21 protein-coding genes and 2 tRNA genes are annotated in these 25,345 nt (G+C 58.5%); 12 read left to right on the plus strand and 11 right to left on the minus strand.

The genetic code is table 11. The features are described from left to right. Positions 1-97: 97 nt before the first annotated feature. Positions 98-2,821, minus strand: a complete 2,724-nt coding sequence (locus JMJ97_RS01150; protein WP_260698859.1) for an HAD-IC family P-type ATPase — start codon at positions 2,819-2,821, stop codon at positions 98-100. A gap of 76 nt (positions 2,822-2,897) precedes the next feature. Beyond that, positions 2,898-2,974, minus strand: a tRNA-Arg gene (locus JMJ97_RS01155). 202 nt (positions 2,975-3,176) lie between these two features. Between JMJ97_RS01155 and aroF the strand changes: the two genes are divergently transcribed. The 8 genes from aroF (at position 3,177) to aroQ (ending at position 11,610) form a co-directional block, all read left to right on the plus strand. Next, a complete protein-coding gene (gene aroF, locus JMJ97_RS01160; RefSeq protein WP_260698860.1) occupies positions 3,177-4,199 on the plus strand; it encodes a 3-deoxy-7-phosphoheptulonate synthase in 1,023 nt (340 codons plus the stop codon). Between the two features lie 3 nt (positions 4,200-4,202). After that, positions 4,203-5,117 carry a prephenate dehydrogenase gene (locus JMJ97_RS01165; RefSeq protein WP_260698861.1) on the plus strand — a complete coding sequence of 305 codons (915 nt, stop codon included), beginning with the start codon at positions 4,203-4,205 and terminating at the stop codon, positions 5,115-5,117. Between the two features lie 36 nt (positions 5,118-5,153). Continuing rightward, positions 5,154-6,260, plus strand: coding sequence for a 3-dehydroquinate synthase (aroB, locus tag JMJ97_RS01170; protein WP_260698862.1), 1,107 nt, complete (start codon positions 5,154-5,156; stop codon positions 6,258-6,260). Continuing rightward, positions 6,254-7,573 carry a 3-phosphoshikimate 1-carboxyvinyltransferase gene (aroA, locus tag JMJ97_RS01175; RefSeq protein WP_260698863.1) on the plus strand — a complete coding sequence of 440 codons (1,320 nt, stop codon included), beginning with the start codon at positions 6,254-6,256 and terminating at the stop codon, positions 7,571-7,573. The genes aroB and aroA overlap by 7 nt, the downstream gene beginning before the upstream one ends. Before the next feature lies 1 nt (position 7,574). Next, positions 7,575-8,672, plus strand: a complete 1,098-nt coding sequence (gene aroC / locus JMJ97_RS01180; RefSeq protein ID WP_260698864.1) for a chorismate synthase — start codon at positions 7,575-7,577, stop codon at positions 8,670-8,672. Positions 8,673-8,711: 39 nt separating this feature from the next. Continuing rightward, complete coding sequence (gene pheA / locus JMJ97_RS01185) at positions 8,712-9,857, plus strand: prephenate dehydratase (protein WP_260698865.1); 1,146 nt, start codon at positions 8,712-8,714, stop codon at positions 9,855-9,857. Further along, on the plus strand, positions 9,858-11,108 hold the full coding sequence (locus JMJ97_RS01190) for a shikimate kinase (RefSeq protein ID WP_260698866.1): 1,251 nt from the start codon (positions 9,858-9,860) through the stop codon (positions 11,106-11,108). Between the two features lie 64 nt (positions 11,109-11,172). Further along, a complete protein-coding gene (aroQ, locus tag JMJ97_RS01195) occupies positions 11,173-11,610 on the plus strand; it encodes a type II 3-dehydroquinate dehydratase (RefSeq protein WP_260698867.1) in 438 nt (145 codons plus the stop codon). 104 nt (positions 11,611-11,714) lie between these two features. On the opposite strand, the gene JMJ97_RS01200 is transcribed toward aroQ, so the two are convergent. The 3 genes from JMJ97_RS01200 to JMJ97_RS01210 all read right to left on the minus strand — a co-directional run bounded on the left by JMJ97_RS01200 (position 11,715) and on the right by JMJ97_RS01210 (position 13,470). Further along, a tRNA-Arg gene (locus JMJ97_RS01200) sits at positions 11,715-11,791 on the minus strand. Positions 11,792-11,845: 54 nt separating this feature from the next. Next, entirely contained in the window at positions 11,846-12,613 is a 768-nt protein-coding gene (locus tag JMJ97_RS01205; RefSeq protein ID WP_006236046.1) for an ABC transporter ATP-binding protein, read from the minus strand. An 11-nt stretch (positions 12,614-12,624) separates the two neighbouring features. Further along, positions 12,625-13,470, minus strand: a complete 846-nt coding sequence (locus JMJ97_RS01210; protein WP_232219792.1) for an ABC transporter permease — start codon at positions 13,468-13,470, stop codon at positions 12,625-12,627. Positions 13,471-13,630: 160 nt separating this feature from the next. Between JMJ97_RS01210 and JMJ97_RS01215 the strand changes: the two genes are divergently transcribed. After that, positions 13,631-14,602, plus strand: coding sequence for a glycosyltransferase family 2 protein (locus JMJ97_RS01215; RefSeq protein ID WP_260698868.1), 972 nt, complete (start codon positions 13,631-13,633; stop codon positions 14,600-14,602). A gap of 102 nt (positions 14,603-14,704) precedes the next feature. Here the strand turns inward: JMJ97_RS01215 and JMJ97_RS01220 are convergent, their stop codons facing one another. From JMJ97_RS01220 to rfbA, 5 genes are all read right to left on the minus strand, one after another. After that, complete coding sequence (locus JMJ97_RS01220) at positions 14,705-16,159, minus strand: sugar nucleotide-binding protein (RefSeq protein WP_260698869.1); 1,455 nt, start codon at positions 16,157-16,159, stop codon at positions 14,705-14,707. Between the two features lie 122 nt (positions 16,160-16,281). After that, a complete protein-coding gene (gene rfbB / locus JMJ97_RS01225; protein ID WP_260698870.1) occupies positions 16,282-17,301 on the minus strand; it encodes a dTDP-glucose 4,6-dehydratase in 1,020 nt (339 codons plus the stop codon). Between the two features lie 75 nt (positions 17,302-17,376). Further along, positions 17,377-18,351, minus strand: coding sequence for a hypothetical protein (locus tag JMJ97_RS01230; protein WP_117840298.1), 975 nt, complete (start codon positions 18,349-18,351; stop codon positions 17,377-17,379). A 9-nt stretch (positions 18,352-18,360) separates the two neighbouring features. After that, positions 18,361-18,798 (minus strand): DUF4869 domain-containing protein, encoded by a 438-nt coding sequence (locus JMJ97_RS01235; protein ID WP_260698871.1) that lies wholly within the window; start codon positions 18,796-18,798, stop codon positions 18,361-18,363. 95 nt (positions 18,799-18,893) lie between these two features. Next, positions 18,894-19,793 (minus strand): glucose-1-phosphate thymidylyltransferase RfbA, encoded by a 900-nt coding sequence (rfbA, locus tag JMJ97_RS01240; protein ID WP_260698872.1) that lies wholly within the window; start codon positions 19,791-19,793, stop codon positions 18,894-18,896. A gap of 156 nt (positions 19,794-19,949) precedes the next feature. Between rfbA and JMJ97_RS01245 the strand changes: the two genes are divergently transcribed. Further along, a complete protein-coding gene (locus JMJ97_RS01245; protein WP_117840296.1) occupies positions 19,950-22,421 on the plus strand; it encodes a glycosyltransferase family 2 protein in 2,472 nt (823 codons plus the stop codon). Between the two features lie 287 nt (positions 22,422-22,708). Here JMJ97_RS01245 and JMJ97_RS01250 read toward each other — a convergent pair whose 3' ends face one another. Next, positions 22,709-24,247 (minus strand): DUF2142 domain-containing protein, encoded by a 1,539-nt coding sequence (locus JMJ97_RS01250; protein WP_260698873.1) that lies wholly within the window; start codon positions 24,245-24,247, stop codon positions 22,709-22,711. Positions 24,248-24,515: 268 nt separating this feature from the next. Between JMJ97_RS01250 and JMJ97_RS09705 the strand changes: the two genes are divergently transcribed. Both JMJ97_RS09705 and JMJ97_RS09710 read left to right on the plus strand, forming a co-directional pair. Beyond that, complete coding sequence (locus JMJ97_RS09705) at positions 24,516-24,686, plus strand: hypothetical protein (RefSeq protein WP_260698874.1); 171 nt, start codon at positions 24,516-24,518, stop codon at positions 24,684-24,686. Positions 24,687-24,694: 8 nt separating this feature from the next. After that, positions 24,695-25,045: a transposase gene (locus tag JMJ97_RS09710; protein WP_260698903.1), complete on the plus strand. Its 351-nt coding sequence runs from the start codon at positions 24,695-24,697 to the stop codon at positions 25,043-25,045. The last annotated feature ends 300 nt before the right edge of the window (positions 25,046-25,345 follow it).

Consider the following 25,345-nt stretch of genomic DNA (forward strand, 5'->3'; position numbering starts at 1 on the left):
CTCTTTTCGAAGCAATTCAAACAATCGAGGTTAGAGCATAACATCGCCACGGCCCCACAGGAACAAGGCACCAATTCAACATCGCCAGGGCGCGTAGCTACTTCTTCTTTTTGCTTGGCATCGAGACTTTGATGCCTTGGGCGGACTTGGTCACACGAGAGCGCTTAGCTCCGGTACTCTTCTTTTTCTTGGGCTGGGCCTGGCCCACGCCCTCGAGTGCGCGGGCCTCGGCCTCGCGAGCGGTGCGATCTTCGCGGCGCTGCGCCATGTCGGCGGCGACGCGCTTGGCAAAACGCTCGGCCGTCGAACCCGTCGAGCTCACCTTGCCGCCACCGCGACCCAGGCGGACGTGCACACCGCGGCCAAAACCAGTTGCGGCATGACGACGACGCGGCTTGAGCGAATCCATCATCGTGGCGAGCTTAAAGAACACCGAGCAGGTAAAGACCACGATGACAGCCAAGATAACCATCTGGCCCATCGACAGGTTGGCAATAGACAGCAGCCCCGGGAACCCGATAACGCCCACCAAGATGCCGGCGACTACAAACACAAAGAGCACCACACGTAAGGGCGTGAGCGGCTGCGAGATCCGCCAGATCAGGCTGACGCTCGCCGCGCACGACGTAAGCAGGCACATCGTAGACAGCGTGAGCTGGCTAAAGCCAAACACGCGCGCCACAAAGATATCAAGCGCCGCAGCCAAAATGACCGCAATCGACGCTGGCAGTGCACGCTTGAGCACGTTGGTCAAAAACGCACCCTTCACGCGAGCATTGTTGGGCTCCAGGCCCAACACAAAGCCCGGCGCGCCGATGCAGAAGAAGTTGATGAGCGTCATCTGGATGGGCTCGAAGGGGTACGGCGGCAGCGCGATGCACAGCGCCGCCAGGCCCATCGAGAACAGCGTCTTGGTCAGGAACAGCGACGCCGAACGCTGCAGGTTGTTGATGGAGCGACGGCCCTCGGCCACCACGGCGGGCATCGAGGCAAAATCGTTGTCGACGAGTACGATCTCGGCCACGTTGCGCGCGGCATCGGAGCCGGCCGCCATGGCCACGGAGCAGTCGGCCTCCTTAAGCGCCAGCACGTCGTTGACGCCGTCGCCCGTCATGGCCACGGTGTGCTCTCGGCGCTTGAGCGCCTGCACGAGCTCGCGCTTCTGCTGCGGGGTCACACGACCAAAGACATGGTAGCGGTCCACTGCGGCATCGAGCTTGGCCGGCGTATCGAGCGTCGTGGCGTCCACATAAGCGTCCGCCCCCGGCACGCCCACCACGCGCGCGATCGACGACACCGTACGCGGGTCGTCGCCACTGATCACGTTGAGGGTCACGCCCTGCTCGTTAAAGTAGCCGATGGTCTCGGCCGCCGAGGTACGGATCTCGTCGCGGATGGTCACAAAGCCCACGGGCTCGGCCTCGCCCACCATATCGCCATCGGGCGTAAAGCCGTCCACGCGCGCCACCACGAGCACGCGGCAGGTATCGGCAAGCTCGGCCACCCGGTTCTCGACCTGGGCAAACGCACGATCAGAGAGCACAAACTGCGCGGCGCCCATCACATAGGAGCCCTGCGCAAACGAAGCACCACTCCATTTTTTAGACGACGAGAACGGAATGACCGACAGCGGCTCAGACACCTCGACCGGGCGATCGGCGTAATAGTTGAGCAGCGCCTGGCAGGTCTCGTTGGCATCGGCCGAAGTCGCACGCGCGACGTTAGCCAGCGCAAAATCGAGCACCGTGGTATCGACGGGAACGGCCGCCTCGTCCGAGCCGGCGCCTAGGCTCACGCCCTCAACCGGCAGCGGATACGTGCCCTCGACCTCCATGCGGCCCGACGTGATGGTGCCCGTCTTGTCCAGGCACAGCACGTCGACGCGAGCGAGCGTCTCGATGCAGTAGAGCTGCTGCGCCAGCACCTTGCGGCGGGCCAGGCGCACCGTGGCGATGGCGAGCACCGACGAGGTCAGCAGCACCAGGCCTTGCGGGATCATGCCCAGCAGGGCGCCCACCGTGGACAGTAGCACCGACGAAGGCACATGACCAGCCAACAGCTCGGAGAAACACCACGAAAGCGCGCTATCGCCCGGGGTTCCCGCGGCATCCCACAGCTCGCTCACACTCGAGGTAAACAACGCCAAACCGAGCGGGATCATGATGATGCTCGCAAAGCGCACGATGGCGTTAAGCGCGTTCATGATCTCGGAATTGACCTTTTTGACGTACTTGGCCTCGTTATTAATTTTGGCCACGTAGTTGTCGGCGCCGACATGAATCACGCGGGCGCGCAGCAGGCCCGAGTCGATAAAGCTACCGCTCATGAGCTCGGAACCAGGCTGTTTCTTAATAAGGTCGCTCTCACCCGTCAGCAGGCTCTCGTTCACGAGTGCCTCGCCCGAGACCACCACGGCGTCAGCGGGAATCTGGTCGCCGCGCCCCAGGCGAATGATATCGTCGAGCACGATCTGGTCCAGGTCGAGCTCCACCTCGACGCCGTCGCGCACCGCGATGGCCTTCTTGGAGGTCAGCAGCGTGAGCTTATCGACCATCTTCTTGGAACGCATGGACTGAATGACGCCAATAGCGGTATTGAGGAACACCACGAACAGGAACGTCAGATTCTTAAACGAACCGGTCAAAATGACCAGGAACGCCAAGATCACGTTGATCAAATTGAACAGCGTGCAGAGGTTCTCGATGATGAGCTCTTTGACCGACTTGGTCTTGAGTTCCATGTTGCGGTTGATCTTACCGGCGGCGATGCGCTCCTCGACCTCGGCGGTCGAGAGTCCGCGCTCGATATCCGTTACTGCCATACCACGTCCCATCACGTCGCGTCGGTATAAGAAAAACCGCCCGGACCATGCGAGGTTCGGACGGTCTTACGTTCGATGGTGCCCCATGTTGGATTCGAACCAACGACCTTCTGCTCCGGAGGCAGACGCTCTAATCCCCTGAGCTAATAGGGCGAACGACTGGCATTATACCCAAGTGCGTCATGGGCTAACAAAAGAAAAGAAAAAGCTTTGCAATTCCGTGGGAGACGAGGCGCAACGGCCCACTTTAGAAGGCAAAAGCGAGTCAGATAGTATAAACTCACATGCACCATATACACGGCTCGCGATGCGGGCCGTTTTTGCAAAAGTTATCCATCGAGGTGAGAGGCACACCATGATTGCAATTTTAAAGCAGAGCGCCAGCGACGAGGCCGTAAGCCATATCGTCAGCTGGATTGAGAAAAAGGGTCTGAAGACCGATGTCTCGCGCGGCGAGAACGAGACGATCATCGGCCTGGTGGGCGATACGACCAAGGTCGACCCGTTCCTGCTCGAGTCCATGGACGTCGTCGAGCGCGTGCAGCGCGTCTCCGAGCCTTTTAAGCGTGCCAACCGTAAGTTCCACCCCGAGGACTCCGTCATCGACTGCGGTCACGGCGTCAAGATCGGCGGCGACCAGTTCCAAGTCATCGCCGGCCCCTGCTCCGTCGAGGGCGAGAACCTCATTCGCATCGCACGCCGCGTGAAGGCCGCCGGCGCCACGATGCTGCGCGGCGGTGCCTACAAGCCCCGCACCTCCCCCTACGCCTACCAGGGCATGGGCCCCGCCGGCCTCGACCTGCTGTGCGAGGCGTCTGCCGAGCTCGACATGCCGATTGTCACCGAGATCATGGACCCACGCGACGTGCAGGTCTTCCTTGACAAGAAGATTGACGTCATGCAAATCGGCGCCCGCAACGCCCAGAACTTCCCCCTGCTCAAGGAGGTCGGCAAGACCCAGACCCCGATTCTGCTCAAGCGCGGCATGTCCGGCACGATCGACGAGCTGCTCATGGCTGCCGAGTACATCATGAGCGAGGGCAACGACAACGTTATCCTGTGCGAGCGCGGCATCCGCACCTTCGAGACCCGCACCCGCAACACCTTCGACCTCAACGCCGTGCCGGTGCTGCACCACCTGTCGCACCTGCCCGTCGTCGCCGACCCCAGCCACGCCACCGGCTACACCCGCTACGTTGAGCCCATGGCGCTCGCCGCGACCGCCTGCGGCGCCAACGGCCTGGAGATCGAGGTCCACGACGAGCCGAGCCGAGCCTGGTCCGACGGCGCCCAGGCCCTCACCCCCGATCAGTTCGACGACACCATGCGCCGCATCCGAGCCATCCGCGAGGTTGTCTGCCAAGAGACCATGGAGTAGCCCATGGGTACGGTGAGAAACGCGCGCGTTAACCAGGGCGGCCCCAAGTGCGCCGGCATCGTCGGCCTTGGCCTCATCGGCGGTAGCTTTGCCCGCGGCTATGCACAGGCGGGCGTCCGCGTGCTGGCCTGGGACCCCGATGACGATGTCATGACGGCCGCCAGCATGGGCACTGTCGCCGGAGAGCTCAACGACAAGACACTCTGCGAATGCGACATCATCGTCCTGGCTTGCTACCCCGAGGCCTGCATCGAGTGGCTCGAGGCGCATGCCCAGGCGCTCGCCGACGCCACCGACACCGAGGCCATTATGGGCCCCGTGGTGATCGACACGGTGGGCGTCAAGGACATCGTGTGCGAACGCGCCTTTGAGCTTGCCCGCGAACACGGCTTTTACTTTGTGGGCGCGCACCCCATGGCGGGCACCCAGTTCTCGGGCTACGCGCACTCCCGCGCCGACCTGTTCCAGGGCGCCCCGCTCGTGCTCGTTCCGCCCGCGGTGGACGATGCCCTTAAGCTGGAGCTCTTGGGGCAGGTGCGCGAGATGGTGCGCCCCTTGGGCTTTGGCAAGTTCAGCGTGACCAGCGCCGCCGAGCACGACCGCGTCATCGCCTTCACGAGCCAACTTGCGCACGTGGTGTCCAACGCCTACGTAAAGAGCCCGACCGCCCAGGTCCACCACGGTTTTTCGGCCGGTAGCTACCGCGATCTCACCCGCGTGGCGCACCTCAACCCGCAAATGTGGTCCGAGCTCATGATCGACGACGCCGACGCGCTTGCCTTCGAGATCGACCACCTGATCGACTCGCTTGGCGCCTACAGCCGTGCGCTCAAGAACCGCGACCAGCGCTATCTGGAGAATCTCCTTGCCGAGGGCGACCGCATCAAGCGCGCACTCGACGACGAGGCCTCCCACTAGACCACCTATCACGCCAGGTCGAAAGGACCGAAGCTTATGGCGATTACCATCGATATCGACACTGCACGCCCCTACCAGGTGCATGTTGGCACGTTTTTGCTGGAGCAGGCGGGACCGCTCGTGCGCGCCACTGCCGGCGGCGCCAAGGCCGTCATCGTAACGGACACCAACGTGGGCCCGCTCTACCAGATGCCCGTTAAGCAGAGCCTGGAGGCGTCTGGCTACGAGGTAAGCATCTGCACCTTCGAGGCCGGCGAGGCCCATAAGCGCGCCGAAACCTATGTTGCCATTTTGGAGTTTGTGGCCGAGCACGAGCTTTCGCGCTCCGACGTGATCGTGGCACTCGGCGGCGGCGTCGTGGGCGACGTGGCGGGCTTTGTGGCCGCCACCTACATGCGCGGCTGTAAGTTTGTGCAGATCCCGACGAGCCTGCTCGCCATGGTGGATTCGTCGGTGGGCGGCAAGACCGCCATCGACCTGGCTGCCGGCAAGAACTTGGCCGGCGCCTTTTGGCAGCCGAGCGTGGTTATCGCCGACGTGGGGTGCCTAGCCACCCTCACGCCCGAGCAGTTCGCCGACGGCTGCGGCGAGGTCGTCAAGCACGCCGTGATCGCCGACCCGGAGCTTTTCGCCGAGCTGGAGAAGACCCCGCTCACGCTGGAGCTGCTCAACCGCGATGTGGCGCGCGTAGCGCTCATCATCGCCCGCAATATCGACATCAAGCGCGCCGTGGTCGTTGCCGACGAGCGCGAGACCAACCAGCGCAAGCTCCTCAACTTTGGACACAGCGCCGGACACGCCGTCGAGGCCTGCGAGCACTTTGAGCTCGGACACGGCAACTGCGTGTCGATCGGCATGGGCATCATCACGCGCGCCGCGGCCCTGCACGGCATTTGCGATGCTGCACTGCCCGGTCGTATCGAGGAGCTCTGCGCCCGCCATGGCCTCAAGACCCGCTGCGACCTAGATGCCGATGCCGTTTTTGCCGAGGCGCTCCACGACAAGAAGCGCGCGGGCGACACCATCGACCTGGTGATTCCGCACGGCATCGGCCGCTGCAGCATCGACCGCACGCCGCTTTCCACTTTCCACGAACTCATTGCCGAGGGCCTCGGCCAGAAGGGAGACGCATTCGCATGCTAGCCCGCATCACCCCGTCCCCGCTTAAGGGCACCGTTCCCGCCATCGCGTCCAAGTCGATGGCGCATCGCCTGATCATCTGCGCCGCGCTTGCCAACGGCGAGACGCACGTTACCTGCAACACCACCTGCGCCGACATCGAGGCTACGGTGCGTTGCCTTACGGCACTGGGCGCTCGCATCGAGACCGTCGAGGATGGCTTCCAGGTCCACCCCACCATGAAGAGTGTTGAGTTTGGCCTGCTCAAAGCACTTGCGGGTGGCATGCTTGACTGCGGCGAGAGCGGCTCCACACTCCGCTTTATGTTGCCCGTCGCCTGCGCGCTGGGCGCCGAAGCGACTTTTGTGGGTCAGGGACGCTTGGGCGCCCGCCCGCTGTCCCCGCTCTCGGACGAGATCATCGCCGCCGGCTGCGACTTACAGGGTCTGGGCGGCTTTCCGCTCAAGACGAGCGGCCGCATGCGCCCGGGCACCTTTATCCTGCCGGGCAATGTGAGCTCGCAGTATATCTCGGGCCTGCTGCTGGCAGCCCCGCTGCTGGCCAAGCCCTCCTGCGTGCAGGTGACCGGCCTTATTGAGAGCCGCCCCTACATCAACCTGACGATCCAGGCCATGAAGGCCTTTGGCGTCGAGGTCAACGTCGAGCGTATTCCGGCCAAGGACGGCCAGCCCGAGGTCACGAACTTCCGCGTGAGCAGCGGCTCGTACCGCACGCCCGGCAGCGTAGCCGTCGAGGGCGACTGGTCCAACGCCGCCTTTTGGCTGTGCGCCGGTGCCATCGGCACCGACCCCATCACCGTCGAGGGCGTGTCGCTGAGCTCCGCACAGGGCGACCGCAACGTGCTTGCCGCGCTTTCGCGCTTTGGCGCCCGTATCGTGCGCTCCACCAACGCCGCCACCGTGCAGTCCGACAAACTTGCCGGCTTTGAGATGAGCGCCCACGACATTCCCGACCTGGTACCCGTTATCTCGGCCGTGGCCTCGCTGGCGCAAGGCCGCACGTTCATCCGCGATTGTGCCCGCCTGCGCATCAAGGAATCCGACCGCCTGGCCACAACCACCCGCGAGCTCACTGCGCTGGGCGCGCAGGTGCGTATTGCCGGCGACGACCTCATCATCAAGGGCGTCGATGCCTTCACCGGCGGTGAGGTCGATTCGCACAACGACCACCGTATCGCTATGATGGCCGCCATCGCCGCGAGCCGCGCCACCGGCGAGGTCGTAATCCACGGCGCCGAGGCTGTCAACAAGTCCTATCCCGATTTCTTCGACCACTACCGCCTGCTGGGCGGCAAGGTCACGCTCGAGGAGGAATAGCATGTCCTCGACCTTTGGCAACGTCTTGCACTTAAGCATCTTCGGCCAGTCGCACTCTCCCGCTATCGGCTGCTCGCTCGATGGCATCCCGGCGGGCATCGCCGTGGACCAAGAGAAGCTGCAGGCCTTCCTCGACCGTCGCGCCCCCGGTCGCGACGAGACCGCGACCAAACGCCGCGAGGCCGACGCCGCCCACATCATCGCCGGTGTTGTCGATGGACATACCACCGGAGCGCCCATTGCAGCGATTATCGAGAACACCAACACGCGCTCCAAGGATTACTCCGAGCTGCGCCGCAAGCCCCGCCCCGGGCACGCAGACTTTCCGGCGCGTGTGAAGTACCACAACATGCACGACGTCGCCGGCGGCGGGCACTTCTCCGGCCGTCTGACGGCCCCTCTATGCATCGCCGGCGGGATCGCGCTGCAGGCGCTCGAGGCCCGCGGCATTCAGGTCATGGCACACGTCGCGCAGATCGGCGGCATCTCCGACCTGCCGATGGACGATATGGTCTATCGTGAGGCCGACCGCAAGGCGATCCTTACGAACGATCTGCCGTGCATTGACGCCGCCGCAGCCGGTCGAATGCGTGAGGAGATCCTAGCCGCGCGCGACGAACTCGACAGCATCGGCGGCATCGTGGAGTGCGGCATTTACGGGCTTCCCGCGGGCATCGGTGACCCCATGTTCGACGGCATCGAGAACCGCATCGCGCAAATCGCCTTTGGCATTCCCGCCGTAAAGGGTGTGGAGTTTGGCATGGGCTTTGCCGTGGCCGCCATGCGCGGCAGCGAGAACAACGATACGTATCGCATCGATGCAGAGACCGGCGGGATTGCGGTCGAGTCCAACAACGCCGGCGGCATTCTGGGCGGCATCTCCACCGGCGCGCCCGTCATGTGGCGCATGGCCGTAAAGCCGACGCCCTCCATTGGCCGCGAGCAGCAGACCGTAGACATGGACGCTATGGAAAATGCCGAGCTCTCGGTCCACGGCCGCCACGATCCCTGCATCGTCCCTCGAGCCGTCCCCGTTGCCGAAGCAGCCGCGGCGCTCGCCATCTGGGACGCCCTCCTCGAGGACGCCGCCCAGCTCTAACCCGCCCACCCCGGGCAATGATTCACGAAAGGGGTCCCTATGGACCTTGCTGACATCCGCCAGACCATCGATGGCATCGACACCACGCTCCTCAGCAGCTTTGTCGAGCGCATGGACATTGCCACCGAGGTCGCCAAGTCAAAAATCGAGATGGGCAAGGCCGTCTTCGACCCCGCCCGCGAGCGCTCCAAGCTCAACAACCTCGCCAGCCGCGCGCCCGAGCGCTACGAGGCGCAGACCATCACCCTGTTCCGTCTCCTCATGAGCATGAGCAAGGCCGAGCAGCAGCGCTACATCAACGAACTCAAGGGCATCACCGTCTCGCAAAAGGCACACGCCACGGCTGCAGCCTCCGACACGCCTTTCCCCCAGACCGCCAGCGTCGCCTGCCAGGGCGTTGAGGGCGCCTACAGCCAGATCGCCGCGTGCAAGCTCTTTGCCGTGCCCGATATCGCGTTCTTCGAGACCTTCGAGGGCGTCATGCGCGCCGTACGCGACGGCTTTTGCGAGTTTGGCGTGCTGCCCATCGAGAACTCCACCGCTGGCTCGGTCAACGCCGTCTACGACCTGCTCGCCCAGTTCAACTTCCACATCGTGCGCTCGCTGCGACTCAAGGTCGACCACAACCTGCTCGTCAAACCCGGCACCAAGCTCGCCGACGTGCGCGAGGTCTACAGCCACGGTCAGGCCATCGCGCAGTGCGCTATCTTTATCGAGTCCCACGACCTGCACGCCACCAAGTACCCCAACACGGCCATGTCGGCCGAAATGGTCGCCAGCTCCGAGCGCACCGATGTTGCTGCCATCGCATCGCGCAGCTGCGCGGCACTCTATGGCCTGGAGGTGCTGGAGCCCAATATCCAGGACTCGGACAACAACTATACGCGCTTTGTCGTCATCAGCCGCGAGCCGCGCGTCTACCCCGGCGCTAATCGCACCTCGCTCATGATCACCACGGCCAATGAGCCGGGCGCGCTCTATCGCGTACTCGAACGTTTCTACGCGCTCAACATCAACCTCATCAAGCTCGAGAGCCGTCCCATCCCCGGTCGCGACTTTGAGTTTATGTTCTACTTTGACCTGGACTGCCCCTTTGGCAGCAAGGCCCTCGACGACTTGCTCGACTCGATCGACGACGTATGTGAGAGCTTCACCTACTTTGGCAGCTACACGGAGGTGCTCTAGATGACCGATACCGCCGCGACCCGCCCCTACGGCGTCCTGGGCCGCGTGCTGGGCCACAGCTACACCCCGACCATCTACAAGGAGCTCGCTGGGCTTGAGTACGTGCGTTTTGAGCGAGAGCCCGAGGATCTTGAGGCCTTTATGACCGGCGACGAATGGGAGGGCACCAACGTGACCATCCCCTACAAGCGCGCCGTCATGGACTACCTGGACGAGTTGAGTCCCCTGGCCGAGCGCATGGGCAACGTCAACACCATCACACGCCTACCTGACGGTCGCCTGCGCGGCGACAACACCGACTACTTTGGTTTTCGGTGCCTGGTCGAGGAGCTGGGTGTAGAGGTTACCGACAAGAAGGTCCTTGTGCTCGGTGCCACCGGTGGTGCCGGCACCACGGCCAGCATGGTGCTCGGTGACCTTGGCGCCACCGTGGTGCCCGTGGGCCGCACAAGCGAGGTCAACTACGGCAACCTCGCACTGCAGTCAGATGCCGCGTTGCTTGTCAACTGCACGCCTGCCGGCATGTTCCCCCACTGCCCCGACGCTCCCTGCACGCTCGAAGGCCTCGATGCACTCGAGGGCGTCATCGACATTGTCTACAACCCCGCCCGCACGGGTCTGATGCTCGAGGCTGAGCGCCGCGGCATCCCCTGCATCGGCGGCCTGCTGATGCTCGTTGCCCAAGCGGCACAGGCCGTCGAGCGCTATACCGGCCAGGTCACCCCGCGCGAGCGCATCCTGGACGTAACGGAGCGCTTGTCACGTCGCGAACAGAACATCGCGCTGATCGGCATGCCGGGTTCGGGCAAAACCCGCGTGGGCGAGCAGATCGCAATGCTGACGGGTCGCGAGCACATCGACCTGGACCGCGCCCTCGAGGAACGCCTCGGCATGCCCTGTGCCGACTATATCGTCGAGCGCGGCGAGGCGGCCTTCCGCGAGCAGGAGACGGCGGCCCTGGCCGACATCTCCAAGCGCAGCGGCCTGGTGCTTTCCACCGGCGGCGGCGTGGTAACGCGCGACGAGAACTATCCGCTGCTGCACCAGAACAGCCAGATTGTGATGCTCAACCGCAAGCTCGACGAGCTCGCCCACAAGGGCCGCCCCATCACCGCCCGCGATGGCATCGACAAGCTGGCCGAGCAGCGTATGCCGCGCTACCGCGCCTGGGCCGACTGCATTATCGACTCACGCGACTGCGCCACCAACACCGCCCAAGCCCTCCTCGACACCCTCCCACCCACTCTCTAACCAAAACCACCACAAAGGGGACAGGCACCTTTGTGGTGGTTTTCCAACCGAAAAGGAAGCATCCATGAAAGCACTCGTCATCAACGGCCCCAACCTCAACATGCTCGGCATTCGCGAGCCAGGCATCTACGGCAGCGACAACTACGACCGCTTAGTGCAGATCTGCCAGGAAGCGGGCGCCGCACAGGGCTTCGACGAGGTCGAGGTCTTCCAGTCCAACCACGAGGGCAGCATCGTCGACAAGATACAGGAGGCCTACGGCAAGGTCGACGGTATCGTCATCAACCCGGCGGCTTACACGCACACGAGCGTGGCCATCCTGGACGCGCTCAAAGCCGTCGCTATCCCGGCTGTGGAGGTCCACATCAGCGCCGTCGAGACCCGCGAGGACTTCCGCCAGGTAAGCTACGCCCGCCCGGCCTGCTTCGCCACCATCACCGGCGAAGGCCTCCAAGGCTACGCCCACGCGCTGGAGCTGCTGAAAGAGCATCTCGAAAAGTAAAATGCCAACCGCAACAAACAGCAGCGGCTTGCTCGCGCTCGGCTCCAGCAGCACACAAGATGAAAAAAGCCCAGACCACCAAGCGGTCTGGGCTTAATAAACGATGGTGCTCCATGGCGGATTCGAACCGTCGACCTTGGGATTAGAAGTCCCCTGCTCTATCCAACTGAGCTAATGGAGCAAATAACCGCACGCCCAAGCAAGCGCAAGCCTGTCAGGCGCAAGTAATTATAACCTAGTTGAACTGCTCGCGGTACGCCTTGCAGACCTCATCAACCGGGCCGTCCATGCGAAGGTCACCCTTCTCAATCCAAACGGCACGCTGGCAGATGCGCTCAACCTGCTCCATGGAGTGCGAAACGAACAGAACCGTCACGTCGCCGCTCTGGATAAAGTGCTGGATGCGGGCCTCGCACTTCTGCTGGAAGAACACATCACCGACGGACAACGTCTCGTCAACGATCAGAATATCGGGCTCGGTAATCGTCGCGATTGCAAAGGCGATACGCGCCACCATGCCCGAGGAGAAGTTCTTAAGCGGCATATCGACAAAGTTCTGCAGCTCAGCGAACTCAATAATGCCGTCAAAGTTGGCGTCGATGAACTCCTTGGTATAGCCGAGCAGGGCGCCGTTCAGATAGATGTTCTCGCGGGCGGTCAGCTCGGGGTCAAAGCCGGCACCAAGCTCAATCAGCGGCGCAATGTTACCGTGCACCTTAACGCTGCCCTCGCTAGGCTCAAGCACACCGGCGATAATCTTGAGCATCGTAGACTTACCGGAACCATTGGTGCCAACCAGACCCACGACCTCGCCACGATGAATATCAAACGAGATATGCTTGAGCGCCCTAAACTCCTCAAAGAACAACTCGTGCTTGGCAAGCTTGATGAAGTACTCCTTGAGGTTGGTCAGCGACTCGGACGCCATGTTAAAGATCATGGTGACGTCGTCGACCTCGACAGCCAGAGGCTGCTCGCTGTAATCAACAACAGATTCAGTCATCACAGCACTCCTTAGATGTAGAGGATGAACTTGCGCTCGGACTTATGGAACACGGTATAGCCAATAACAAGCGCAAGAACCGCCCAAGCAACGCACATACCAAACGTCATAAGCGAGGGCGTAGTCTGGAACAGGAAGATATCGCGCATAAACTGCAGGTAGTTATACATGGGGTTCGCATAGACCAGAATGCGCACGAGATGCGGCATTTGCGCAACGAAGTCGGTCGTCCAGAAAATAGGCGTAATGTAAGTCCACGCCGTAATGACGACGCTCCACAGATGCATGACATCGCGGAAGAAGACCGTGAGGGCGGAGAGCATCATGCCCAGGCCCATGCAGAAGCACATAAGCAGCAGTAGGCAGACCGGCAGCAGAATCAGGTGCCAAGAAGGCATAACGTGGAACCACAGCATAACGATGGCAACGGCGACCAGCGAGAAGGCAAAGTTAACCAGCGAGAAGAGCACCTTCTGTACTGGGAAGACCCAGCGGTGCACCTTAACCTTCTTGAGCAGCGGGGCAGCACCCACGATCGACGTCAGGGCCTGGTTCGTAGACTCGGACATGACGGCAAAGGTGACGTTACCCACGATCAAGTACAGCGGGTACATCTCGGGCGTAATTGAGCCATTGCGGCCCTGGGCGAAAATCGTCGAGAACACGATGGCCATGACGATCATCATCAGCAGCGGGTTGAGCACCGACCATGCGACGCCCAGAACGCTACGGCGATACTTGATCTTAAAATCCTTGGTAACCAGCTGACGAAGGATAAACGCGTCCTTCTCAAATTCGTTCTTAGCAAACGTCGCAGGCAGACTGCGAGTTTCTTGTTGCTTTGTCTGATCCGACACGGATGCAACTCCTTTACTCGTAATCGTTGACAAACGAACAGTATAGACCCGACGGCCCTGCAAACGATTCGCGCAACAAAACTGGAGAACTAACCCACATCTAAGGATGACAAGTCCAAACGGCTATACTTTCAAGGATTGAATGTGTAAGGAGCATTGAGTGAATTCTGAATCCATCGCCGTCATCATCCCCTGCTACAACGAAGCGCTCACAATCGGTAAGGTCGTCGACGACTTTCACCGCGAGCTTCCGCAGGCTACGGTCTATGTCTATGACAATAACTCGTCAGACGATACTTCACGCATCGCCACCGAACACGGAGCCACGGTGCGCTTTGAGCCCCGTCAGGGAAAGGGCAACGTGTGCCGCCAGATGTTTCGCGACATCGACGCCAATTGCTACCTGATGGTCGACGGAGACGACACCTACCCCGCCGAGGCGGCCAAAGCCCTCTGCGAGCCTATCCTCAACGGCACGGCCGATATGACCGTAGGCGACCGCCTTTCCAACGGCACCTATGCCGAGGAGAACAAGCGTGCCTTCCACGGCTTTGGCAACAATCTGGTCCGCGCCATGATCAAGTGGATCTATGGCTACAGCTTCGATGACGTCATGACCGGCTACCGTGCCATGAGCCGCCCGTTCGTTAAAACCTTCCCTGTGCTTTCCGAGGGCTTCCAGATCGAAACCGAGCTCTCGATCCACGCCGTCGACCACCGCTGGCGCATCAAAGATGTGCCCATCGAGTACCGCGACCGTCCGGAAGGTTCCGAGTCCAAGCTCAATACCGTGAGCGACGGCATTAAAGTCGTTGCGATGATCGGCACGCTGTTCAAGGACTACCGCCCGCTGAAGTTCTTCAGCCTCGTCGCGCTTCTGTTTGCGGTGACTGGTCTCGCCCTGGGCATGCCCATCGTTGTCGAGTATTTCCAGACCGGCCTCGTTCCGCGCTTCCCCACCGCCGTGCTCGCCGCCTCGTTTATGTTCCTGTGCGGCCTAAGCCTTGCGACCGGATTCATCCTCGATTCCGTGGCAAAGGTCGAAAAAAAGCAGTGGGAGGTAAACGTGTACAGCAAATACGCCTACGATGACCAGCCCGGCCGCCCTACTTCCAAGCCAAGCGAGAGGTAGATCTTCCGCAAAATACTATTGGCACCACTGCGCAGATAGCCACCAACAAGAAAAGCCGCCGTTAAAGAACGGCGGCTTTTACTCTCGAAAAGTTAATAGCGGCTAGAGCGTCTTGATGTACTCCCCCAGCTCTTCCTCCCAGTCGGGCATGTGGAAGCCGGCAGCCTCGAGCTTGGACAGGTCGAGCGCGGAGTGGACCGGGCGCGGGGCGACGGGGCCCTCGGCGCTCGCGTAGTAGTCGGCGGTCGATACCGGCACGACCCTGTCCCCGTTGCCGTTGGCGGCCTCGAAGACGGCGCGGGCGATGTCGGCCCAGCTCTTCACGGCGCCCGAGCCGGTGCAGTCGTAGGTGCCGTAGGGGGCGTGCGTCCCCAGCACGTGGAAGATGGCCCCGGCCATGTCGCGCGTGAAGGTCAGGCGGCCCAGCTGGTCGTCAACGACCGTGACCTGCGCGAGCCCGTCCTCGGGGTCGGCGACGCGGTCGGACAGGCCCTTCATGGTCTTCACGAAGTTGCGGCCCTCGCCGATGACCCAGCTGGAGCGCATGATGTAGTGGCGCGGGCACCCGGCCACGGCGATGTCGCCGGCGGCCTTGGTCTGGCCGTAGACGGACAGCGGGCTGAGGGGCTCGTCCTCGTCATGCACCTCGGCGGTGCCGTCGAAGACGTAGTCGGAGGAGACGTGCACGAGCGTGATGCCGTGCTCGGCGCAGGTGCGGGCGAGCAGCGCCGGCCCGGTCGCGTTGGCCTTCCAGGCGGTGGCGCGGCCCTCGGGGGTCTCCGCCCTGTCGACCGCCGTGTAGGCGCCGCAGTTGATCACGGTGCCGTAGAGCGACCAGTCGTACTGTGTGTAGGCGTCCGGGTCTGACATGTCGAAGGTGTCGATGTCGCAGAAGTCGAAGTCCTTGGCGACGCCGCGCTCCTCCGCCAGCCTGCGCACAGCATGGCCCAGCTGGCCGTTACAGCCGGTGACGAGCGTCCTCTTGGGCGCCATCGGGACGACGTCCTTGAGCATCGGGTGGTTCAGGTCCGCCTCGGATACAGTGGCCTCATCGAGCGGGATCGGCCACTCGATGGCGAGCTCGGGGTCGGCGAGGTTCACGAAGGTGTAGGTCTTCTTGAGCTCGAGGGACCAGTGGGCGTCCACCAGGTAGGTGTAGGCGGTGCCGTCCTCCAGGGCCTGGAAGGAGTTGCCCACGCCGCGTGGGACGTAGATGGCCCTGGACGGGTCGAGCGTGCAGGTGAACACCTTCCCGTAGGTGGCGCTACCCTCGCGCAGGTCCACCCATGCGCCGAAGACCGAGCCGCGGGCCACGGAGATGAACTTGTCCCAGGGCTCGGCGTGGATGCCGCGGGTGACGCCGCGGCTGTCGTTGTAGGAGATGTTGTTCTGGACGATCCGGAAGTCGGGGATGCCCAGGGCGCACATCTTGGCGCGCTGCCAGTTCTCCTTGAACCAGCCGCGCGAGTCGCCGTGGACGGCGAGGTCGACGACCTTGAGGCCCCCGATGCCGGTCTCGGCGACGGAGAGGTCCTTCTCGAATGCGATGTCTGCCATGTGGGAAAAGCTCCTATCGAAGAGGTTGTATAACCGGGGGCGCCCGCGCGGGGACGCAGGATCATCCCCATGCCCTGCGGCCCCGCGCGGGCGCCCCGCGGTGCGGTTCGCCGGGGTTCGGCCTACTGCCCCTGCGCGCGGTAGCGCGCCTCGGTGGCCTCCTTGGCCGGGCGCCACCAGGACTCGTTGGCGACGTACCAGTCGATGGTGGCCTTGAGCCCCTCGGCGAAGTCGGTGTGGGCCGGCCTCCAGCCCAGCTCGCGCTGCAGCTTGGTCGAGTCGATGGCGTAGCGGCGGTCGTGGCCGGGGCGGTCGGCGACCCAGTCGAAGTCCTCGGGGTCGCGGCCCATCGCCTCGAGGATCATGCGCAGCACGGTGATGTTGTTCTTCTCGCCGTCGGCGCCGATGAGGTAGGTCTCCCCCATGCGGCCCTTCGTGAGGATGTCCCAGACGGCCGAGGAGTGGTCCTCGGTGTGGATCCAGTCGCGGACGTTCTCGCCGCGGCCGTAGAGCTTGGGGCGCACGCCGTCGACGATGTTGGTGATCTGCCTGGGGATGAACTTCTCCACGTGCTGGTAGGGGCCGTAGTTGTTGGAGCAGTTGGAGATCGTGGTGCGCAGGCCGTAGGTGCGGGTCCATGCGCGGACCAGCATGTCAGAGGACGCCTTGGTGCTCGAGTACGGGCTGCTCGGGCGGTACGGCGTCTCCTCGGTGAACTTGGCCGGGTCGTCGAGCGCCAGGTCGCCGTAGACCTCGTCGGTGGAGACGTGGTGGTAGCGGACGCCGTGCTTGCGGACGGCCTCCAGCAGGCGGAAGGTGCCCTCGACGTTCGTGCGCAGGAAGGGCTCGGGGTCGGCTATGGAGTTGTCGTTGTGGGACTCCGCGGCGTAGTGCACGATGGCGTCGTGGCCCGGGACGATGCGGTCCAGGAGCTCCGCGTCGCAGATGTCGCCCACGACGAGCTCCACGCGGTCGGAGGGCAGGCCCGCGATGTTCTCGGGGTTGCCGGCGTAGGTCAGCTTGTCCAGGACGGTGACGTGCACCTCGGGGTGGTTGTTGACCACGTAGTGCACGAAGTTGCTGCCGATGAAGCCGCAGCCGCCAGTGACGATGATATTCTTGGGTTCGAAAATCTCAGACATGAAAATCCAATCTGAAGCATGTACAGCTTCTTTAGTATGCCGCAGGAAGTGACGCCGCGACGCTATTCAACAAAACTATCGGACATTTCGGCATGCGATAAGAGCCATAACCTTCGCAGAATTACCTCCTGTACAAAACGCCTCCGAAATGCAGTCTTTGTCGTAGTGAAAAACCGAATCCCCAGTTATTTCACGTAAGTACTTATAGAAGAAATCCTCCCAGCTTTTAAACTTCTCACTGTTTACAAAGGCTTCTGGGGTTTCCAAAACCGTCTTAACATCTAGCCCTGAAATTACGCCGGAGCTCAGTAGAAGCCACTCGAATGATTCGGGAAGACAAACCGTAACAGTATCGCGGTGAATGTCTTGCAGCTTAAGGACACGGTCCGCATAGCACCCAAATGCCGCCCCGTCCGCGACAACAAACACGCGATCGTCGAGATGCTGATCCAACCAGCCCAAAATCGCGCTGTTCGTCATGGCCGAAGTACAGGTAAGCTCACTGTCAGCAAAATGCCGTTTAAAGAACTGAAAACCAGACTTACTGTCCTCGCATAGAAGGATAGAAAAGTCCTGTTTTGGCGCCGACCGGGAAATAGCATAACGATGATTCCCGCGATCTTGATAAACAGGGACGAAAGAATGGTATTTTCCGCTCGTCTTAATCTTGTAAATCTCATCCACGCTATACGGAAGATTGGGGAAATCAGCCCTTGAGATCAGCACGAAATAATTCGAGGAATACAGCACATGATGGGCAAACTCATCAGAATGAATCTCTTTTAAGCCCTCATCGACAAATACAATCGAGTCATGAACGGACGAAAGCTGGTTTCGCCAATCATAATCGGTCAAGGCGACACAGGGACAATCGCATTGCAAGGAAACGCCCGACTGCTCGCCCGTTCGCATGTAGTCTGCGACCATGTCAAACAGCGTCGTCTTACCCGTGCCGCTATCGCCACGCACAATAGTGATGTTCCGCTTGATGGTAAATGTGTACTTGGTTCCCCTACGGCGGGAAATCTTAACAAGATGCGAACCGTTCATAAGCAGCACCTACAGATACGGAATCGACTCGTGAATCAATTCGGCCATGTTATGAACGATTCGGCCGCTGTTCACGACTTTGATTTTAAAATCCTCGCGGCCAAAGTCCATCACATGATAGAGATTCACAACGAGCTTGCGGTCTTTCGCCATGTCGAGAATCCACTTGGCACAGTTGTCACCACAGGTAGAAGCGTTAAAAATATGCTTACGATCAAATCTCATAAGCAGCAGCGTTTTCACGCCACCAGAAAGCTGGAGTGGGGAGATGGATCCAAGCACAGGGCTTTCGATGACGTTTTCGGAGACAACAACCGATCGATCGACATCTTTAATTATCGAGACTGCATAGAGATCCGTAATCCAAGAAGACCGGTAAGAGTTTTTGAAATATGTCGCTGTGTTGTAAATCGCTTCTGGCATATCGCCAAAGTAGACGCTTAACACATCCACTCCCAATCATATTGTCTTTATGGTCAACGTAATCATAACGAAAGGGGCCACCAGATAAACGGTGACCCCTGAAAGAAAACAAGCTTGCGCTAGTACTCGCGCGGGCTGTTGACGATCTCGCCGGCGGCGACCTTCTTCAGGTGCTGGCCGTAGACCGACTTGCCGTAGGCCTTGGCGGCCTCCTCCAGCTCGGCGGTCGTGATCCAGCCGTTCTCCCAGGCGATCTCCTCGGGGACCGAGACCGGCAGGTCCTGGGAGTGCTCCACGGCGCGGACGAACTCCGCGGCCTCGTGCAGGCTCTCCATGGTGCCGGTGTCCAGCCACGCGTAGCCGCGGCCCAGGGTCACCACGGACAGCGTCCCCTCCTCCAGGTACATCTGGTTAAGCGTGGTGATCTCCAGCTCGCCGCGGGCCGAGGGCCTCACCTCGTGCGCCTTGGCGGCCACGTCGCCCGGGTAGAAGTACAGGCCGGTTACGGCGTAGGAGCTCTTGGGGCACTCGGGCTTCTCCTCGATGGAGACGGCCCTCCCCTCGCCGTCGAACTCCACGACGCCGAAGCGCTCGGGGTCGTCCACGTGGTAGCCGAAGACCGTGGCGCGGCCCGACTCGGCGTTCTGGACGGCGCGCGTCAGGTGGCGGCTGAGCCCGTTGCCGTAGAAGATGTTGTCGCCGAGCACCAGCGCGCACGGCTCGCCGGCGATGAACCCCTCGCCGATGGTGAAGGCCTGCGCCAGGCCGTCGGGGCTCGGCTGCTCGGCGTAGGAGAGGTTCACGCCGTAGCGCGAGCCGTCCCCGAGCAGGCGCTCGAAGTTGGGGAGGTCGGTCGGCGTGGAGATGACCAGGATGTCCCGGATGCCCGCCAGCATGAGGGTGCTGAGCGGGTAGTAGATCATGGGCTTGTCGTAGACCGGCAGCAGCTGCTTGGAGGTCACGAGCGTGAGCGGGTACAGGCGCGTGCCGGACCCGCCGGCGAGGATGATGCCTTTCATAAAAATCCTCTCGATTGACAATCGTTGAGCAAAAGCCGCTGATTACAGATGCATAGTTAATTAAATTATACGCACCGGCAGCAACCTCCCCGTCTTCTTATTTAAATCGGACAGCAGAAACACGCAACTCTTTCTGCATTTCTAGCGAGGCAACAAATGAAAAAGTACAATGAGCAGTGTCCAACAAACGAAAGGCAAACAATGCGAGTCGAAACAACCGGAGTATGCAGAGGAAACTGGAAAATCTACCAGCAGCTTAAGATTGAAGGCATCCATAAAGGCTCCAGCGTAACAGCCCAGGCGGCTACAGACGATAACCGCCGCTCACCTTTATCCCTCCTAAAATTCCGGGACAATAGTTGTGACTCGAACTCATACGTCCTTGTAGTCCCCGATCCCGATGCTCGCACCATCAAAATTGAGTTTAGCGAAATCGGCCAAGACGGTCGCACCCTGAGCAGCGACTCCCTTTCGCTCAATTGCAAGAACATCAAATGGGAGTCGCGCCTTAACTACAAAATTAAACCTGACATGTGCAGCAAACTCCGAAACTACGATGACGTTTCAGAGTTTGACATGGCAACGATTGATTTCTGGCAGTGCATCGAAGATTCAAGCGACTATATTCTTAGGTGCACGGTGAGAACTCCTTATCGTAGCGACTCGCAAATCAAACTTCGTTGTTTCGATCGAACCCTTAATGAAGTTAATTTGAGCATCGTCAATTTCGGCTCGAATGTAACAAGCGTTGGATTTACGTCTGAGAAAAAGCAGCTTGAAACGCAGCTCTCAATTCGAATGCCAAAGGCGTTCGATCGTTACTACTTTATTATTGACGATCAAAATCACCCATCATTCAGTGCATTCGACTGCTTAACACCCGATAAGCTAGGCTTGCTTCTTGAGGAGACCAACTTTCTCTTTACCCATGCGCAGTTTGACCCTGAATACCCCGAATGGTTCACGGATCATAAGGCAACTATCGGCGCTCTGGAGAAGCAGAGAAAAATCGTCTTCAACAGCGCTCCGAAGTTCAGCATTATTGTCCCTCTATACAACACACCCATTTCGTTCTTTAACGATATGGCCGAATCCGTAAAAAACCAGTCTTATGCAAACTGGGAGCTCATCCTAGTTAATGCAAGTCCTGACAATCAGGAACTAAAGGCTCGCGTTGAGCAGGAGACGGCCCACGACAACAGAATTAAATCAATTAACCTTACCGAGAATAAGGGCATTTCCGAAAACACAAACGCCGGCGTTGCCATCGCTTCGGGTGATTTCGTTAGCTTCTTTGACCATGACGATATTCTTGAACCGGACTTGTTGTTCTCATATGCCGAGGCAATTGAAAACAATGATGACGTCGATCTTCTTTATTGTGATGAAGATAAACTCATGCCCGATGGAATGCTAGCGCAGCCGTTCTTTAAGCCGGATTTCAATATCGATCTGCTCAGAAACAATAACTATATCTGCCATATGCTTACCATCCGTAAGTCTCTGCTTGACACTCTAGAACCGAACACGAAAGAGTTCGATGGAGCACAGGATCATAATCTGACTCTCCACGCCGTGGAAAAGGCAAGGAAAGTTCATCATGTTGCAAAGGTTCTATATCACTGGCGCCTAAGCGAGACCTCCACCGCAGCAAATGCCGATAGCAAGCCGTATGCCACTATCGCAGGTATCAAAGCGGTCCAGAGTCATTTGGACAGGCTTGGGCTCAATGCGAAGGTCGAACAAGCGCGTCGTCCCTTTACATATAAAGTAACCTACGCTGTGCCAGATTCCCATCCACTCGTGTCAATTATCATTCCAACTAAAGACCACGCCAACATTCTGGACAACTGCATTAAGTCAATTGTTGAGAAATCAACGTACGACAATTTCGAGCTTGTCATAATCGAAAACAACAGCACAGAAAAGGAGACGTTCGATTATTACGATAAGTTGCAAGCAAAATATCCTGACATCGTTCGTCTTGTAACTTGGAAGCACGAATTCAATTTCTCCAAGCTCATGAACTTTGGCGTTGCTCACGCCAAGGGCGACTATCTCTTGCTGTTGAATAACGATACTGAGGTAATTACGCCCAATTGGATTGAGACTATGCTTGGCATCTGCGCACGTGAGGATGTTGGCGCAGTTGGTGCAAAACTCTACTATCCCGACAACACCATCCAGCACGCGGGCTTATGCGTCACTGGTGGCGTGGCAGGACATCTTTGCCAAAGCATGCCAAGGGATAACTGGGGCTACTTTGCACTCAACGATGCACAACAAGACTTCAGCGCCGTCACCGCAGCTTGCATAATGACCAAGCGTGATGAATATGAGAAAGTCGGAGGTTTCACGGAAGAGCTTCAAGTTGCATTTAATGACGTTGACTTTTGCTTAAAGCTACGCGAGATCAACGACCTAATTGTATACACACCCGAAGTCGAGCTCTATCACTACGAGTCGATTTCTAGAGGCGTTGAAAACAATACGGAGAAGCAGATTCGCTTCCACAAAGAGGTCGCGTACATGAATTATCGATGGGCTAAGTATTACGTCAAAGGCGATCCTTATATGAATCCAAACTTCACCGTCGGGGAACCCGCGAATCGTTATTATCATTTATAGATAATGAGTATTTACTCATTTGGGCGCTGTTGAATATCGCGAAACTGCGCCGTCGATATCGCGCTTGGGCACCGGGCCCGACATGGGCTCCGGTGCCGTTTTGCTACCTGCGGTCCGCCCCGCGGCACGGCCTCATGTTGGCCTCTCGCATGCCAACCCAGCGCTCGGTCAAAGTCTCTGCTTGGCTTGGAAAAGCATAGCTTTCGGGGACCCTGCGGCGTCCGAATCATCGCCTGCTATCTAAACTGTTAGATAGCAGAAAAAACCCGAGAGCATTACGCAAAGGCCTACACACAGGATGCAATACTAATAAAACGAATAAGATATAAACAATTCATCACGCACATGCCAAAAGAGACGACAGAAAGCGAAGATGAGTTGAATTTAAACAAGCGCGTTCTCGACCCAAACAACAAAGCTGGTAGAACAGGAAGAAAATATCGTCCTTGAACGCCCTGTATTACATTCTCGTAATTGAACGTCCAGCCCAACCACATAGATACAATGGAACCAAGGGCAGCCAAAGCAAAAGCGATAATAAACAGAATGGAACAAATGGGGCTGAGAAAAGAGGGCTCATCTTCGGAATCCAAACAACAAATAAACCCAAACAACAAATAAGGAATCATAAAAAAGGCTGGAAACTGCAAGTTTTTCTGGAGCCATCCAAGCGAATAACCTAAGGTGGATCCCCAATAGAAATCTCCTAGGGAATCTAATGTCCTAAAAAAGACCTCGAAGCTATTCTTTGGATGCATGATGATGTCACTGAGCGTATAAAACCGCCCGATCTCTTGGCCACGAGAGGCATCTGAAGACTGAGACACCAATGTACTCATTGATGCTATGCGCAGCACTAGAACGGAGGCTATAACAGCAAAGATCAGTATGCACTTACCGATACGTCCGACTTTCACATCTTGGAACTGCGAAAGGGGCACAAGCAAACCAAGTAATATCAACCCAGAATAAACAACCTTACACGGAGCCAAAAACGCCGAAATAATTAAATAAATGACGATTTCTTTACAACCTATTGATTTCTGCTCTCCAAAAAAACCGCGCATTAGACAAGCGAATACTAAAAGCGAGTACGCAATAATTCCTGAATCATAAGAGTATGAAGCAGCCAAGTGAAGCGTCATAGGCAGAAGCGAAACAAAAACAATAACCGATTTGCCCTTAGGTGCAATCCTGTATGCCTGGAACGCACAAAAGCAAAAAACCAGAGCCGAACCAATGCGCCCCATATAGAACACAGGATAGGCACCAAGTCCGAAAAACAGACCGATTTGCAGCCCAACGATAGATCCTATTTTCGCAGAAACGTTCTCACTACTGACGCTAAATGAGAACTCATTGAATGGAGTCCACTTCCCATTCTCAAACAGAGCATAATTCTGAATAATCGAATCAAATGAAGAGGAGTCAATGGCGTTACTCTGGCGACCCTTATAAAGGGAAAGATCGATATCCCGTACTAGAAAACCACCATCATTTGTCACATGCGCATTGAATGGAAGACTATCAACCATCCAATAAGTTGAAAAAAAATGATGGCCTTCATCCGGAACCGTAAACGGAGGAAAGATAAAGATAAAAATAATTAGAAATGCTATAAGCAGCGCCAAGAATACCCATTCACTTTTAAGACGATGGTACACCTTAGCATATGCAGCGCAAAGGCCAAGAATTAGAATCGACGAGATGGTAATTGTAAGCAGTACAAGTAATCTCGGATTATTTAGATACCAATAGACTGAATAGAATGCGAAAAAAACGGCAAACAAAACAAATAAAGGCTTACATCTTATGGAACTTGTCATAAAAATCCTTATAATCGAGAAACCAATAGAACGCAATTAAAAATACTGGTATCAGTATACTAGCAAGCACATTGGCATCCAAAAAGAATGGCGGAATTCAATCTCATGGATCGCGCCGAAAATGTTGGTGCAAGGGTGACCCCTTAGTGCCCGTTTAACGAAAAACGGCCTTCGTCCCGGAACCAGAAATCACCACAACAACAGGTTCCGGGAAAGGACGAAGATCGCTATGTAAATCTTGTCAGACCCGGCGCCGGACATACTCGCCATGCCCCGTTTCAGCGACGGCGCCATCGACATGCGGGAGCTGCTCCCCAAACTCGCCAAACAGGTCGTGAACGCCGCGATGGACGCCGAGGCCGACCAGCTGAGCGGTGGCGGGGCGAACAGCCGAAACGGCTACCGCGAGAGGTCGCTCGCACCTGCGCCGGCACGCTGACGCTGCGCATCCCGAAGCTCCGCTCCGGCAGCTTCTTCCCGGACGACGTGATCGAGCTCCACCGGCGCGTGGACCGCGCCCTCGTTGCCGCCGTCGCCGAGATGTACGCCACCGGCACGAGCACCCGCAAGGTGCAGAGGGTAGCCGAGAAGATAGGCGTCTCCAGGCTCTCGAAGGACCAGGTGAGCGCCATCGCCTCGAGCCTGGACCAGGCATCGAGGATCTGTACGGAAGGCCGCTCGAGGGCTCGCCAGTGCCCTACGTCTGGCTCGACGCGACCTACGTCAAGGAGCCCACTCTTCTTCGAGATTGTTTTCCGCAAGATAGCCAAAGCAATATCATTCCAAAGGCGTATTTAAAACCCAGCCCCACTGGGGCGTAGCGGTAGTGTGGTAGTAGTTCAGCCACCAGGTCAGTGATATCGTCCTAATAAATTTAACGGGTTAAAGGGCTAGCAAAAACCGATACATCATCTGCATTATGCATTACAAAATGATGTGTAACTACACACCACATCGAAATTAACCTAAATGGCTCGATAATGGAATTACGCTCTTTTGTAATGGAGTCCTCCGGCTGATTCTATTATCTGTTCTACATTATTAATACAAAACTATTCGACCACGACATAACAGCTGAAACAACATTGCAGCCGGAGC

It is taken from the genome of Collinsella aerofaciens (assembly GCF_025289055.1).
Lineage (GTDB): Bacteria > Actinomycetota > Coriobacteriia > Coriobacteriales > Coriobacteriaceae > Collinsella.